The following is a 14,307-nucleotide window of genomic DNA, read 5'->3' as shown; positions in this document are numbered from 1 at the left end:
GGAGTTCCGTTCAGGAGGCGGGCCGGTTGACGAACTCGAGGAGGTTGCCGTCGGGGTCGGCCACCAAGGAGATGCTCACGCCGGGCCGGACCTCGGTGGGCCCGTCGACGACCCTGTGGCCGGCGGCTCGGACCGCGCTGAGGACCTCCTCCAGGTTCGAGACCGACACCGTCCAGTAGCGCAATCCGGTGGAGTCTCCAAGGCCTCCCGCCACGGCGCGGCCGGTGGGCTCCTTGTCGAACTCCACGATCTTGAGCACGCAGTCGCCCACTTGGAAGCGCTTGACGAGGAAGCCGTCCATTGGGACGTCGGACAGAGCCGGGAACCCGAGAACGTTTCCGTAGAAGTCCACCATCGCCTTCTGGTTCGTGGTCACGATGCCGATGTCGATGGTGGACTTCACCAGCAGGGCGGGCATGGCGGCTCCCAGGGGTTGTCCGGCGTCCGGTTCGCTGCCACCATAGTCGCTCAATCAATCATTGTGAATAAGACTTTTAGGGGGTGGGCACATGGACTTGGGGCTCAAGGGGCGACGAGCGCTCATCACGGGTGCCAGCCGGGGAATCGGGCGCGTGATCGCCGACGTGCTCGCCGACGAGGGGTGCGCGTTGGCGTTGTGCGCCCGGAACGAGGGAGCCTTGTCCGCAGCGCGTGACGAGCTCGAGGAACGGGGTGTCCAGGTGTTCGCCGACGTCGTCGACGTCGCCGACCCCGACGCGCTGCGCGGCTTCGTCGCCTCGAGCGCGGCAGCCCTGGGAGGTCTGGACGTCGTCGTGTCGAACGCCTCGCCCGGCAGCCTGAAGGGGGACGACTCCTGGGTCGAGAGCGCACGGGGGGACCTGCAGGCGTTCGCCATCCTCGCGGAGGCCGCCAAGCCGCACCTCGTGGCGTCGGGCCAGGGAGCCGTTGTGGCCATCAGTTCCACCAGCGCCCTGGATGTCGACATGCCGTCAGGGCCTGCCTCCTTCGGCGCGATCAAAGCGGCCGTACTTCATCACGCCTCCGCCTTGGCGCGGGCCTATGCGCCCGCCGGTGTCCGGGTCAACACGGTTTCTCCCGGGCCGATCGAGTTCGAGGGCGGAGCCTGGGACCAGGTGCGTCGGGGGCGCCCGGAGGCCTATGACATGGTCAAGGCCAAGCTCCCTCTCGGGCGGTACGGCGATCCCGTCGACATCGCGAACGCGGTGGCCTTCCTCGCCAGTCCCCGGGCGTCGTTCATCACCGGGGCCAATCTCGTGGCCGACGGCGGCTTGCTCAGCCGCGTTCAGCACTGACTTCGGCGTGCCTTCCCCGGCTGCTGCTGCCTGGCGTGAGCTTCCACGGACCGCATGGCCGCAGAAGCGGCCGGATCCAGGGAGACCGGCCCGACCGCCTGTGCGCCCGTCCGGCAGCGGCGAGGCGGAACGGACGCCGCTGTCTGGAAGCCCGGTGCTGCGTCAGATGCATTCGCATGATCAATAATTGATAACTAGACTTAGTAAGGGGAAGCGATGGGGAGCCCACGCCAGATCCTGGCCGTGACCAAGGGCCATGGCTATGACCGCAACTCCTTCTCGGAACTGCTGGACGTGCTTCCCGGCATCGCCTGCACACAGGTCGAGCAACCAGCGGCTCAGCTCCACTTCTCGGGTGCGGAGCCCGACCGCTGGGATGCCTATTTGCTGTACGACATGCCCGGCTTCGCGTTCAAGCCCGATCGCTCGCACCCGGATCTCTTCGATCCGCCGCGGGCCTTTCGCGACGACTTCACCTCCCTGATCGAGCGGGGACATGGGTTCGTGTTCGTACACCACGCCCTCGCGGCCTGGCCGACGTGGGAGGAGTACGCCTCGATCATGGGGGGCCGCTTCAGGTTCGTCCGCGACGACCGGCATCCGGACTCCGGTTACCGTCACGCTGTGGAGCAGCGGATCACGCCCGCCGGCGGGGCAGTCGGGCATCCGGTGCTCGACGGGCTCCAAGACGGGTTCACCATCACCGACGAGCTCTACCTCAGCGAGATCCATCACGCCGACATCACGCCGTTGCTGGTCACCGACGCCGAGCTCACCGACCGCACGCTGTGGTCGACCTGGAACGCGGTCATCGGGCGACGCGACACCAACGACGGCTGGGAACACCCCCGCGGATCGGGCGTGGTGGCCTGGGTGCGGAACCACCCGCGGAGCCGGATCGTGTACCTGCAGTTCGGTGATGGAGCTGCCGCGTTCGGTAACCCGGCGTTCCGTCGTCTCCTCGCCAACGCCTTGCACTGGGTATCAGACAGAAGGAGCGAGAATGAGTGAGCGCAGCATCCGGGACCCCTTCCGTCTCGACGGCGAGGTGGCCGTGGTGACCGGGGGCTCTCGCGGAATCGGTCGGGCGATCGCGGAGGTGTACGCCGCCCGGGGCGCCCGCGTGGTCATCTGCGGGCGTGACGAGAAGGCCGGAGTACGGGCCGCGGAGGAGATCGGGGGGTCGGTGCGGTTCGTCCGCGCCGATGTCACCGACGAGAGCGAGGTGCGCGCACTGGTACGCACCGTGGTGGACGGCTTCGGTGCTCCCTCCATCCTGGTCAACAACGCCGGTCCGACAGACCTCCTGCACACCCGCGACACCGACGGGCCGATCGGCCACATCTCGTTGGAGAACTGGCGCAAGCTGCTGGATCGGACGTTGACCAGTGCTTTCCTGCCCTCCCGGTACATGCTGCCGGTGATGATGGACCGGCGGCACGGCGCGATCATCAACATCTCGTCGCTCGCGGCCGCTCAGGCGATGCCCGGTTTCGACGCGTACTCCGCCGGCAAGGGCGGCCTCGAGGCGCTGACCCGGTCCATCGCGAGCGGGTACGGGCACCTGGGCATCCGCTGCAACGCGATCCGGGTCGGGAGCATCGCGGTGGACCATGGCGACGGCAGCCGGCGCCGCTATGCGGCCGAGGACGACGCCCCTGACGCCTGGCGTCGCGCCGTGCCGCCCGAGGAGGGGGAGCCGGAGGACATTGCCCACGCCGCGCTGTTCCTGGCAGCGCCGGCATCCTCCTACATCACGGGCACGGTCCTGCCCGTCGACGGTGGGCTGGGATCCCGTTCACTGATGCCCTGGCAGACGCCGCGTCCGGAGATGCTCGCGGACGGCGCGTGACGGGTCGTCGCGGCCGGAAACAGCAACGTGCGAGGGGACGTTCCGGTCATGCCCGGAGCGCGGCGTGCGAAGGGGCGGCGTGCGGAACGAACGAGGACCACACCCGGACGGGGTGTGGTCCTCGTTCGCGTCGGCTCAGTGAATGGTGACCGTGCCTGCCGCTCCATCGACAGTGAGCACGGTGCCGTTCTTGATCTTCTTGGTGGCACCGCGAACCCCGAGTACACACGGGATGCCGAGCTCGCGGCTCACGATCGCGGCGTGGCTCATCGGTGACCCGACGTTGACGACGACGGCTTCGGCAGAGGTGAAGATCGGTGTCCAGCCGGGGTCGGTGATCGGGGCGACGAGGATCTCTCCGGGCTCGAGATCGGGAGCGTCCTCCGGATCGGTGATGATCCGCGCGATTCCGGTCGCGGTTCCGGCGCAGGCGCCCAGGCCCTGGAGCACCGTTCCGGGGCCGGCGGGCTCGAGGTCGGGGTCCTTCTTCTTCGGCCACGTGGTGACCGGGGGGATCTCGCCGTTGATGAAGAACGGTGGCTCCAGCTCGGAGAGGGATTCGTACCACTCCCACCGCTCCGCGATCACCGGCACGAACGACTGCGGGTCCTTGATGAACTTCTCCAGCTCGTCCTCCAGCAGCATGGTGATGTCCTCGGGTCGGCCGAAGACACCCTTGGCCACATAGCGGCTACCGAGTTCCCACATCGGCAGCCGGGCTTCGTGGAGGCAGCGGATGGTGTTCGTCTTGCTCTGCTCGCGGGAGCGGGAGTAGAGCTCGGCCGACCGCAGCACGGCCTCGAGCTGACCCAGCGCGGCAGCGTCGTCCTTCAACTGCTCGCGGACGTGGGCCGTCAGTTCCTCGCGCTGCCTGCGGAGGCGGGCGGCTTGCGCCGACGGAGACTTGCTCTCGTCCTGCAGGCGCATCCGGTCGATCATTCCCAACGGGATCTGGCGATGGGTCTCCCACGTCTTCGGAGCGGCGGACCACTCCTCGGTCGACCGCGATCCGTAGTCCCGGGTGAACTGGTCGAACTCGGCGATGAACTGCCGTGCCGCCGGACTCGTGCTCGCCCGGAGCCGCTCCTCGAGGCCGCCGACGCCCTTGTCGAACTCGGCGGTGAGCTCGGGGACGCCCTTGACGCGGCGGCTGAGGCCCCACATGGCCTGGTTGGGAGCGGCCGAGGCGATGTCGCCGAGACCACCCATCAGCTTGATGGCCAGGCTCGGGTCGCCGAGCGCGGCCACCGCCTGGTCGAGCGCGCCCGTGACGACGGATCCCTCGTAGACCATGCGCAGGTGGGTGCGGAGCATCGGTGCGTACGGACCCGCCATGATCTGCCGCTGCCGGGCGACGAGCTCGGCGTCGGTCATCGTGCTGAGGTCGGGACGCTCTGCCCGCAGCTTGGCGGCGACTTGCTTGTGCTCCTCGACGTCGGGTCGCGAGGTCTCGCTCAGCACACGCTGCACGGTGGCGAGGATGCGCTCGGTGTACTCCGGTTTGTCGTCGTCAGGGTGGGGAGTGTAGGGCGGAGCCTCGATCTCCCCGAGGTAGGTGCGGTCCATCAGCTCTGGGCTGGCTCCCGGCATCCTGGCGCCGAAGGTCCGCGCGTTGGAGAGGTTCAGATAGATGTAGCCGTGGACCATCCCCTGGATGTCGATGAGGTCCTCACGGAACTCGTTGATGTCGAACGCCCCGAACTCGACGAGGGCCTGCTTCCACTCACGCTCGGCGGGCGGGCCGCCGATCATGCTCCACATCAATGGGGTGGTCGCGGAATGGGACACCTCTCCCACGTTCGCCCGCGTGTAGACCGGCCACCGCCCGCTCAGCGGCGAGTCAACGATCCATGGACGCGTGATGTCTGCCATCGCTCCTCCTCGGGGTGTGATGCACGTCTCACATTAAAGTCCATTAACCAATTATTTGGCAATGGACCATTTCGGGTTTTCCGCTTTGTGATCCAGCTCTTGAGCGGGTGGTGCTGTGGAGGTGAGGAAGTCGCGCCATGGGACGGAGCCGGCAGGGGCGGCGGGTCGGCGTCGGCACGTGTCAGTGGCTCGTTCCTCGGAGCCCGCGAGAGCGCCGGCGCGGCCGCATCCCGGGCAAGCGCGCGGACGTGTTCGCTGCCCGGTGTCTCACCGACCCGCGAGGGGCCGCGGATCGAAGCGTGTTCTGCGAAGGCCTACGAGTTCGCCCGGGCCGTCGGCCGGGGCCCGCTCCGGCTCCCGGCAGGCCGGGAGCCGGTCGATGCCCGATTGTTCTCAGCGGACTCGGGGCAGCCGTTCCTGGCCCAGCCGTCGCTCAGTCGTCGAGGACGACTCGCTTGAGGCGGGTGAGCCTGGTGCGGCAGCACAGCCAGTGACCGCCTTCCTTGCGGTACTCCTCGGTGTAGTGGCCCCACCCGGTGTGCGAGACGTACTCGCTGTCTTCGGAGGTCTTCTCGACAAGGTCGTACATCGGCCAGATCGCATGCGCGCGGGTGTCGTCCACGATCTCGACCTCGCCCAGATGCACCTGGTGGATCGAAAGGTTCTTGGCGAAGTGCCGTGCTGCCGAGGCGACGAACTCGTCGCGGGTCTGCGGGTTGGATGTGGACTCGCCGAAGTCGATGACGAGGTCTTCGGTGAAGAGACTGGCGAACCCCTCCCAGTCCTTGGTGTCCACGTAGCGGCAGTAGCGTGCCTTGACCTGTTTGATCTCCTCGATCGCCTCGAGGCGGGCGATGCGCTGCTCCAGCGTGAGCTCCGGCATGGTGATCCTTCCGTGGATGGCCCGGTGGGTGCGGTCAGGGGAAGACAGGCCTTACCTCGCAGGTGGCCGGTCGGCGGAGGGTCGCCGCCGAGCCGCCGCGGCGCCTTCCCCCTCACGCCGGTTCCTGGCTTCGGCGGCCGAGCTCAGGACGCTCACCGGCGTTGAGGACGCGCACGACTCGGTGCCGTTCACCGGCGTAGATGTGCTCTCCCTCGATGAGTCCCCCAGCACTGATGGGCCAGAGGACGACGGCTCGGTGCACCACGAGATACCGTCCGTCGGGAGTGATCACCTCTCCCCGTTCGGTGTGCCCGTCGGCCCCCAGTTCGTCGCCCTGGAAGGCGTAGTGGAAGTCCCCCTCGGTGACCACCGTGTTCTCGTCGACGACGACACGGTGGAGGACGTAGTCGAGGCGGTTTCGGCCGCTTCCCACCAGGGCTTGGTACCAGGCGAGCACCTCGTCATGGCCATGGGGGCCCACGCTGTCGGACGCACCCCACACGGAGTAGACGGGCTCCGCAACCAGGGTCTCCATCAGCTTCGGCAGATTGCCCGCGACCTCCTCCACCACGTGCCGGCCGACCACGTCGAGATTGCGGCGCCGGACGGGATCCGTCTCCGAGGCCATCCGGTCGAGCAGGAGCTGCCATCCTGGAGCGGTCATCTTGTGCTGCATGAGTGGGACATCCATTCCTGGTGGGCCGTCAGCCTCGTCGGGACCGTGCCGCCGGACGGGCCGGTCTTGTCCTTGCGCCCCTGCATGCGGCAGTGAGGCGTTCTTTGGTCCAGGTCCCGCAGGGTGGCATGGTGCTCGTCATCGGGGTGGGGTGGTGAAGCGAGCCTGATCTGGTGGATCCGGCCCGAGCCGGTGCCTCGGCCCGACTCTCGAAGCCGGACGTGCACAAGCCGTGCGGCAGTGGCGAGTTTGTGCTCGCCCTTCGTGTGTACACCGGACCGGAGTGCGGCGGATGGCCGTTCGCCGGCACCCGATGGAGCAGCGCCCGGTTCTCCGCGTCCGGTGGCCGATGGTCTTGCCGGGGTACCCGCGGAATCCGGAAGGGGCGGGGTCCGGTAGGCGAGGGCAGGGGCGCCCGCGTTCGGCGCCGAACGCGGAGACCCGGCCGCCGCCTGTTCCGGCCGACGGGATTCGGCCAGGACGACGCTCCGATTGCACCGGGATCCGTCAGTATTGTCAATACTCCGGTTATTGGTAATGCGACTATCCGGCACTGGTGTTCGCCTTCGGGAAACGGGCCTGACCGTGCCCGCTCCCGATGCCTGGCCGGAGGGATCGCAGGAGCGCTTCCCGGAGCGGCGATGCCAAGCCCCTGTCGGCGCCTCGAGGACAGGGCCGCACCAGAGGGAGGTGGCCCCCGGGCTCCCTGAGTGTTCGCCCTGCGCAGCCGCTCCTCAGGGGCGGCTGCGCGAGAACTCCACCGCCTCGCGCCAGGAGGCCCGTGCGTTGAGCAGACGTCGCAGCTTGTTGGTGTCGCCGGGGCGGCCCACGGTCAGCGCCCCCCACAGCTCGTCGCCGTTGCGGTAGAGCGCGATGAACCGTCCGTCCTCGGGCGTGCCGATGACGAGGGCCTCGTCGCCATCGGTGCGGCCCACCAGCTGGACCTTGATCCCGTACCACTCCGACCAGAAATACGGTGTCGAGGAATAGGGGGATGAGCCTGCCGGGTCGAGTACGGTGCGTGCCGCGTGCGCACCCTGCTCGGAGGCGTTCGTCCAGTGCTCCAGGCGCGAGCGGCGTCCCCAGCGGGGATCCACCCAGCTGCACACGTCGCCGGCCGCCGCGACGCCCGCGAGCCCGACCCCCAGGTCGGGCTCGCAGACGATTCCGTCTCCCAGGACGAGTCCCGACCCCGCGAGCCATGCGACGTTCGGGTGCACACCGATACCGGCCACAACGACGTCGGCAGTCACGGTACTTCCGTTGTCCAGGGTGAGGACGGTGCTCGTGCCGTCGGACGCTACGTGTGTCACCCCCACACCGGTGCGCAAGTCCGTGCCGTGGAGCCGGTGCACGTGGCCGAGGAGAGGCGCGACGTCGGCCCCGACGGAGCGGAGCAGTGGCGTGGGGGCGGCCTCCACGAGCGTTGTCGTGAGCCCCCGGGCGCGTGCGGCGGAGGCCACCTCGGAGCCGATGAATCCCGCGCCGACGACAGCGACCGAGGAGGCTCCGTCGAGAGCCTTGCGCAAGGCGAGCGCGTCACGGTCGGTGCGCAGGACGTGCAGGACCGAGTCGTCCGAGGCGCAGGGGAGATGACGTACCCGGCTGCCGGTCGCGATGACGAGGGCTTCGTACCCGATGTCGCCGGCGGTGGTCGCCAGGGTGCGGCTGCCGGTGTCCAGTCCGGTGGCGCGTACTCCCAGGCGCAGGTCGACACCCTGTTCGCTCGCCAGCGAGGACGCGGACCGGAACGGGGGCACTTCGACGGGGCCGTCAGTGGCCAGAACCGCCTTGGACAGCGGAGGGCGGTCATACGGCAACCGGCTCTCCTCGCCGACCAGCACGATCTCACCGGTGAACCCGGCGCGACGGGCGCCTTCGACTGCCCGCAGTCCCGCGAGTGAGGCGCCCACCACCACCAGGCGCCGGATGTCCTCACTCACTGATCTCGATGGCCTCGGTCGGGCACTCGTGTGCCGCGTTCCGCACCGCTTGTTCGAGTTCCAGCGGCACCACCTGCACCAGCACCTTCACCGATCCGTCGTCCTGGATCTCGAATACCTCGGGCGCTGTGGCCTCGCAGACGCCGCACCCCTGGCAGCCGTCGTTCACGGTGACTCGCACCTCAGACCTCTTTCGATGTGAGGGTCGTCCATCAGGACTGATGAAGTCGTGCCCTAAATAATTTGCGTCACGATTATCATCGATCGCGGCGAAGGAGTCCAGGGTGAGGGCTCCCGTCATTGCGCCTCCGGTCCCCGTGCGCACACGGCCGGGGCGAGGCGGCGCCACTGGTCCAGGGGGAGCGTGCCGCCCGTGCTGAGGACTTGCAGGCAGACGTGGTCGGCCCCGGCGTCGCGATGCTCGGCGATGCGCCGCGCCACGTCCTCGATGCCGGGGCCGACGACCAGGGTGTCGACGAGCCGGTCGCTGCCGCCGTCGGCGAAGTCCTCGGCGGTGAAGCCCATGCGCTCGAGATTGCCGAGGTAGTTGGGCAGGGTGAGGTAGACGGCGAGGTGCTCTCGCGCGAGCTCTCGCGCGCCCCGGCGGTCGGCGGCGAGGGCCACCTTCACCTCGGGAGCGAGCAGGCTGCCGGGCCCGAGCTCCCTGCGCTGGGCGGCGGTGCGCTCGGGGGTGACCAGATAGGTCAGCGCCCCGGCGGTGCGCTCCCCGGCGAGCTGCAGCATTTTCGGCCCGTTGGCGCCGATCAGCCGCTGGTTGTGTGGAATTCCGGTGCCCATGGCGTCGAGCTCGTCGAGGTAGCCGCGCAGCCGGGTGAGCGGCTTGTCGTAGACGTGGTGCGCGCGCTCGGCGATCGCCGCGTGACTCACCCCGATGCCGGCGAAGGCACGTCCGGGGCCGGCCGCGTCCACCGCCGCCCAGGCCGCCGCCGCGGCGGACGGCTCGAGGTCCCACATGCTGAGGATGGCGCTGCCCGCCCGGATGCGCTCCGTCGCGGCGAGCAGCTCACCGAGGACCGTGAGGTCGCCGCGCACGTCGGCGACCCAGACGGCGTCGTAGCCGAGTTCCTCGGCGATGCGCCCGACCTCCTCGGCCCGGCCTTTGATCTTGCGGGCGCTGGTGAACACTCCGACACCGCTGAGCACGGTCACTGCGACTCCTGAGGGTTGGTGGATCGTCGCCGCTCAATCCAAGAACCACGACACTCGACTACCCAATAGTATAGTTATAGAGTGACGCGGGACTCGTCATCGGAGCCTTCCTGGAGGGAATGCAGTGGTCGACATCTCCCGCCCCTGGGTCGTGGACTCGCCCCTGAGCACACGGTTCCCCGTCTACACCCGGGCCAACGTCGGCGAGGTGTCGCCGGAAGTCGCCACACCGCTGTTCTGGAGCATGATCGGCGGCCCGCCGACCGAGCGGCAGTGGAAGCGAGCGCTGGCCGACTTCGGCGCCTTCGATCTCGAGGAGTTCCGCGAGGACGAGATCGACATCCAGGGGATGATCCACGGATACGTCTATCTCAACCTCTCCAACCTGCGGGTCTTCGGCGTCCGTATGCCCAGCGCCAGTGCCGAACTGATGGACCGCACCTACCTCGGCGAGCGTGAGGCCCCGACTTACGTTCCCCATCCGGACGACGCCAGGGCACAGTTCCAGGAGCGGATCCTCGCCACGGTGGCCCGAGTGTTCGCGGACGAGAACCGCGACGACTTCCAGGAGGACGCCAGGAAGGCGGCGGCGCTCCGGGCCGCGCGCCCCGACCTCGGCGAGTTGTCGGACGCAGATCTCCTCGCCCGTCAGCGCAGGATCATGGCTGAGGACTATGCGCCGATACTGCGCAAGCACCTGACGATGGTGTATGAGTCCTCCCTGGTCACCGGTGCACTCGCGGAGGTGCTGGCGCCGTTCGGTGACGCGACCATGGCGGTCAGGCTGATGGGGGGCTTCGGTGAGGTCGCTTCGGCGGCGCCGAGCCAGGCCACCTGGGAACTCGGCCGTCAGGTCGTCGCGTCCACCACGCTGACCGAGATGTTCGAGCAGGGGCTGCACGGGCTGGAAGAACGTCTGCGGTCGAGTGACGAGCCCTCCGTGGTGACGTTCGTCGAGGGGTTCGACGCGTTTCTCTACGAGTACGGTTCCCGTTCCGCCAACGAGTGGGAGGCCGCTCCCAAGACGTGGGAGACCCACCCGGGCCTGCCGCTCGGAATGATCGACCGGATGCGGCTGCAAGCACCGGAGCGCGAGCCCCGGCTGCAGACGCTTCGGCTTCGGGAAGAGCGCGAAGAGCTCACGGAGCAGCTTCGGACCAAGCTGGCCGGGGACGGCGGGGCCCAGGCGAAGTTCGACTCGACCCTGCGGTCGATCGCGGTCTACATGCCTGCCCGGGAGCTCAGCAAGACGAACGCCATCCGGGTGCTCCACGAGGCGCGACTGCCGATGTGGGAACTGGGCATGCGCTACACCCTCCGTGGCTTCTTCGGCCGCCCCGAGGACATCACCATGCTGCGCGAGGGTGAGCTCGACGCCCTCATCGAGGACCCGGCTGCCATGCGTCCGGTGATCCAGGAACGCTGGGAGTGGTACGAAGCGCTCTCGGATCTCGAGCCCCCCTTCATCATCGACGGCGAGATCCCCGACGTACGGACCTGGCCCCGGAAGACGGAGCCCGACGTGACGCCCGCCGAGCCCGGTGAGGTCCTCCAGGGCATCGGCGCCTGCTTCGGAGTGGTCACCGGCAGGGCCCGCATCATCGAGGACCCGGAGGACGCCCCGGACCTCGAGCCCGGTGAGATCCTGGTGGCTCCCCTCACCGACCCCGGGTGGACGCCGCTGTTCAGCTCAGCCGGTGCCGTGGTGGTCAATGTGGGCTCCACCTTGTCCCATGCCGCGATCGTCGCCCGCGAACTCGGGATCCCGGCAGTACTCGGCGTCAGGCACGCCACGAAGAAGATCACCGACGGGACCATCCTGACCGTCGACGGCGCCCACGGCACCGTCCTGGTCCACTGACGAGAGGAACGCGGACGTGCTGAGCCCCTACGACGAGCTTCCGGTGCATCAGACGCCGTACCCGTTGAGCATGGTCGCCACGACGGACAACGGCTTCGACGACGGCTACTTCTTCGGGGCGTTCAGCGCCGAGGACCGGATGTTCTGCTTCTCCGGCCTGAGGATCAACCCCAACACCGACATGATCGGGGGCTACCTCGGGGTCATGCGGGACGGGATCCAGCGCACCGTGCGCTTCAGCCGGACCTGGCGCGAGCTCTGCGAGACCACGGTCGGGCCGTTCCGGTTCGAGGTGGTCGAGCCCTACCGGCACCTGCGCCTGACTCTTGCCGAGAACGACTCGAACATGACCTGTGAGCTCAACTGGCGTGGTCTGGCACCCGCGTTCCTCGAGGCACACCACCTCGCCACCCATCGCGGCCGCGCGACGACCGACCAGTCGCGCTACGCACAGCCCGGAGTGGTGGACGGCTGGATCGACATCGACGGCGAGCGTACCGTGGTCGACCCGTCGCACTGGTACGGCAGCCGTGACCACTCCTGGGGGGTCTACTTCGACCGTCCACCCCTCGCGGCGGCCCCGAAGTGGCTGCCGCCGAGTGATCCCGGTGGCATTCCCCGCGCGCTCCGCTTCTGGACCCTGTTCGGGGCCGGTGACCTCGGCGGTTTCTACGCCATCCACGAGGACCCGCAGGGACGGCAGGTCCCCATGAACGACACCTTCGGCACACCCTTCGAAGGACAGTTCCACGTCGGTTGGGACAAGGAGGTTTACCCGCTCGTCGCAGGCCGGCACGAACTGCGGCTGGTGCCGGGGACCCGGCTGCTCGCCGGGGCGACGATCACCCTCACCGATCGTGACGGCGGCACGTGGACCCAGGAGGTCGAGCCGGTCGGGCCGCCGTGGGTGACCTCCACCATCGGTTACCAGGGCGGCAGCTGGAAGGACGGTGGCTCGATGCGCACCTATCACGGGCCGGGCGTCACGGTGGAGTGGGACCAGTTCGACTTCAGCGTCCAGCCGTTCGACCACACGCGGTACGACGGCGCTCTCCAGGCCGGGTTGCACGGCAAGGAGTACCTCTCCCGGGTCACCACCACCGCCCCGGATGGCCGACAGTGGGTCGGGGCAGGTCACACCGAGCTGTTCCTCGACGGTCCGTACGAGCCGTTGGGGCTGTGATGGCGGGCGCTCTTGCTGACCCGGGCTTCGTCGAGTCGTGGTTCCGCGCCCGCATCGAGAAGCTGCTTCCCGGGCCCTGCCGCGGATCGGGCGGGGTCCGTGTGATCGAAGTGGATCGCATGTCGCGGGGAGTTTCGCGGCAGACGTGGACCGTGGACGTGGAGACCGACGATCGGTCGAGACGCCGGTTCGCCGTCCGTCGTGATCACCAGGCCGGCAGCATCATCGCGTCCTCCCTGCGCGACGAGTACGAGGTGTACCGCCGCCTGGACGGCAGCGATGTGCCGATCGCCCGGGTGCTGTGGTTCGAGGAGGACCCGGAGTGGATGCCCGACGGGCGGCCGGCGTATGTGCGGGAACTCGTCGACGGTGACTGGCGGTTGCCGGCGCTCGACGACCACTCGCTTGACGGCGACGCCAAGCGGATCCGGTTGTCGAAGGAGCACCTAGTGTCTTGAGTCTTTGATTCGCTGAAGATATCCGGCGAGGCGTTCGAGGATCTCGTCCGCGGTCTTCACCCAGGCGAACGGCCGCGGATCTTCGTTCCACAGTTTGATCCAGGCGCGGATGTCGCGTTCCAGAGCCTGGACGTTCTTGTGGACGCCGCGGCGTATCTGCCGCTCGGTCAGCAGTCCGAACCACCGCTCGACCTGGTTGAGCCAGGAGGAGTAGGTGGGGGTGAAGTGCATGTGGAAGCGCGGGTGCTCCGCGAGCCAACGCTGTATCGCCGGTGTCTTGTGCGTAGCGTAGTTATCGCAGATCAGGTGYACCTCCAGCCCCTCGGGCACCTCCTTGTCGATGCGGGCGAGGAACTTCTTGAACTCCGTGGCCCGGTGGCGGCGGTGCAGCTGGCCGATCACCTCCCCGGTGGCCACGTTCAACGCGGCGAAGAGKGTGGTGGTGCCGTTGCGRAGGTAGTCGTGGGTGCGGCGCTCGGGCATGCCCGGCATCAYGGGCAGCACCGGTGCCGAGCGGTCCAGCGCCTGGATCTGGGACTTCTCGTCCACGCACARCACCAGGGCGTGCTCGGGCGGGGCGAGGTAGAGGCCCACGATGTCGCGGACCTTGTCGATGAACTGCGGGTCGGTGGACAGCTTGAAGGTGTCGACCATGTGMGGTTTGAGGCCGAATGTGCGCCAGATGCGCGAGACGGTCGACTGCGACAGGCCGGTGGCCTGGGCCATCGACCGGGTCGACCAGTGGGTGGCGCCGGCCGGGGTGGACTCCAGGGTCTGGACGATCACGTCCTCGACCCGCGCGTCGGTCACGGTGCGCGGCGCGCCGGGACGCGGCTCGTCGACCAGCCCCTCCAGGCGATCGGCTGCGAACCGCTTGCGCCACTTGGCCACCGTGACCGGGTGAACCCCAAGATCCTTGCCGATCCGAGTGTTTGATGCCCCGTCTCCGCAAGCCAGCACGATGCGGCAGCGCAGCGCGAGGGCCTGGGAAGAGGTGCGGCGCCTCGCCCAGCGCTGCAGCGTCTCGCGTTCGTTGTCGGTGAGAACCACCTCGACCGTGGGCCGTCCCATTCGCGCCATGACCCCAGCATACTTATGCAATGAATCAAAGACTCAAGACACTAGGGCGTGTCGT

At 68.4% G+C, this 14,307-nt stretch carries 14 protein-coding genes; 6 read left to right on the top strand and 8 right to left on the bottom strand.

All coding sequences use genetic code 11. From position 1 onward, the window contains the following. Positions 1 to 10 precede the first annotated feature (10 nt). Positions 11 to 472, bottom strand: a complete 462-nt coding sequence (locus DIZ27_RS12430) for a VOC family protein (protein WP_146228938.1) — start codon at positions 470 to 472, stop codon at positions 11 to 13. 37 nt (positions 473 to 509) lie between these two features. Between DIZ27_RS12430 and DIZ27_RS12425 the strand changes: the two genes are divergently transcribed. The 3 genes from DIZ27_RS12425 to DIZ27_RS12415 all read left to right on the top strand — a co-directional run bounded on the left by DIZ27_RS12425 (position 510) and on the right by DIZ27_RS12415 (position 3,126). Beyond that, on the top strand, positions 510 to 1,274 hold the full coding sequence (locus DIZ27_RS12425) for an SDR family NAD(P)-dependent oxidoreductase (protein ID WP_109378426.1): 765 nt from the start codon (positions 510 to 512) through the stop codon (positions 1,272 to 1,274). 216 nt (positions 1,275 to 1,490) lie between these two features. Further along, positions 1,491 to 2,285, top strand: a complete 795-nt coding sequence (locus tag DIZ27_RS12420) for a ThuA domain-containing protein (protein ID WP_109378425.1) — start codon at positions 1,491 to 1,493, stop codon at positions 2,283 to 2,285. Then, the gene (locus DIZ27_RS12415; RefSeq protein ID WP_181383500.1) at positions 2,278 to 3,126 is read left to right on the top strand and encodes an SDR family NAD(P)-dependent oxidoreductase; all 849 of its coding nucleotides are present in this window, start codon (positions 2,278 to 2,280) and stop codon (positions 3,124 to 3,126) included. The genes DIZ27_RS12420 and DIZ27_RS12415 overlap by 8 nt, the downstream gene beginning before the upstream one ends. A 135-nt stretch (positions 3,127 to 3,261) precedes the next feature. On the opposite strand, the gene DIZ27_RS48425 is transcribed toward DIZ27_RS12415, so the two are convergent. The 6 genes from DIZ27_RS48425 to DIZ27_RS12385 all read right to left on the bottom strand — a co-directional run bounded on the left by DIZ27_RS48425 (position 3,262) and on the right by DIZ27_RS12385 (position 9,670). After that, positions 3,262 to 4,998, bottom strand: coding sequence for a PEP-utilizing enzyme (locus tag DIZ27_RS48425; protein ID WP_109378424.1), 1,737 nt, complete (start codon positions 4,996 to 4,998; stop codon positions 3,262 to 3,264). Between the two features lie 433 nt (positions 4,999 to 5,431). After that, positions 5,432 to 5,881, bottom strand: a complete 450-nt coding sequence (locus tag DIZ27_RS12405) for a nuclear transport factor 2 family protein (protein WP_109378423.1) — start codon at positions 5,879 to 5,881, stop codon at positions 5,432 to 5,434. Between the two features lie 112 nt (positions 5,882 to 5,993). Next, entirely contained in the window at positions 5,994 to 6,557 is a 564-nt protein-coding gene (locus DIZ27_RS12400) for a nuclear transport factor 2 family protein (RefSeq protein ID WP_109378422.1), read from the bottom strand. A 734-nt stretch (positions 6,558 to 7,291) separates the two neighbouring features. Next, the gene (locus DIZ27_RS12395; protein ID WP_109378421.1) at positions 7,292 to 8,500 is read right to left on the bottom strand and encodes an NAD(P)/FAD-dependent oxidoreductase; all 1,209 of its coding nucleotides are present in this window, start codon (positions 8,498 to 8,500) and stop codon (positions 7,292 to 7,294) included. Then, a complete protein-coding gene (locus tag DIZ27_RS12390; RefSeq protein WP_109378420.1) occupies positions 8,493 to 8,681 on the bottom strand; it encodes a ferredoxin in 189 nt (62 codons plus the stop codon). The genes DIZ27_RS12395 and DIZ27_RS12390 overlap by 8 nt, the downstream gene beginning before the upstream one ends. A gap of 116 nt (positions 8,682 to 8,797) precedes the next feature. Further along, positions 8,798 to 9,670, bottom strand: a complete 873-nt coding sequence (locus tag DIZ27_RS12385; protein ID WP_181383499.1) for a TIGR03620 family F420-dependent LLM class oxidoreductase — start codon at positions 9,668 to 9,670, stop codon at positions 8,798 to 8,800. A gap of 124 nt (positions 9,671 to 9,794) precedes the next feature. On the opposite strand from DIZ27_RS12385, the gene DIZ27_RS12380 reads away from it, so the two are divergent. The 3 genes from DIZ27_RS12380 to DIZ27_RS12370 all read left to right on the top strand — a co-directional run bounded on the left by DIZ27_RS12380 (position 9,795) and on the right by DIZ27_RS12370 (position 13,172). Then, the gene (locus DIZ27_RS12380) at positions 9,795 to 11,531 is read left to right on the top strand and encodes a PEP-utilizing enzyme (RefSeq protein ID WP_109378418.1); all 1,737 of its coding nucleotides are present in this window, start codon (positions 9,795 to 9,797) and stop codon (positions 11,529 to 11,531) included. Positions 11,532 to 11,547: 16 nt separating this feature from the next. Beyond that, entirely contained in the window at positions 11,548 to 12,714 is a 1,167-nt protein-coding gene (locus DIZ27_RS12375) for a hypothetical protein (RefSeq protein WP_109378417.1), read from the top strand. A 158-nt stretch (positions 12,715 to 12,872) separates the two neighbouring features. Further along, positions 12,873 to 13,172, top strand: coding sequence for a hypothetical protein (locus DIZ27_RS12370; protein WP_181383498.1), 300 nt, complete (start codon positions 12,873 to 12,875; stop codon positions 13,170 to 13,172). On the opposite strand, the gene DIZ27_RS12365 is transcribed toward DIZ27_RS12370, so the two are convergent. Beyond that, entirely contained in the window at positions 13,161 to 14,252 is a 1,092-nt protein-coding gene (locus tag DIZ27_RS12365) for an IS630 family transposase (protein ID WP_109378415.1), read from the bottom strand. The genes DIZ27_RS12370 and DIZ27_RS12365 overlap by 12 nt on opposite strands. Positions 14,253 to 14,307: the final 55 nt, after the last annotated feature.

The sequence above is a fragment of the Streptomyces sp. NWU339 genome (genome assembly GCF_003143855.1).
Classification (GTDB): Bacteria; Actinomycetota; Actinomycetes; order Streptomycetales; family Streptomycetaceae; genus Streptomyces.
This window is presented reverse-complemented; position numbering and strand designations above follow the sequence as displayed.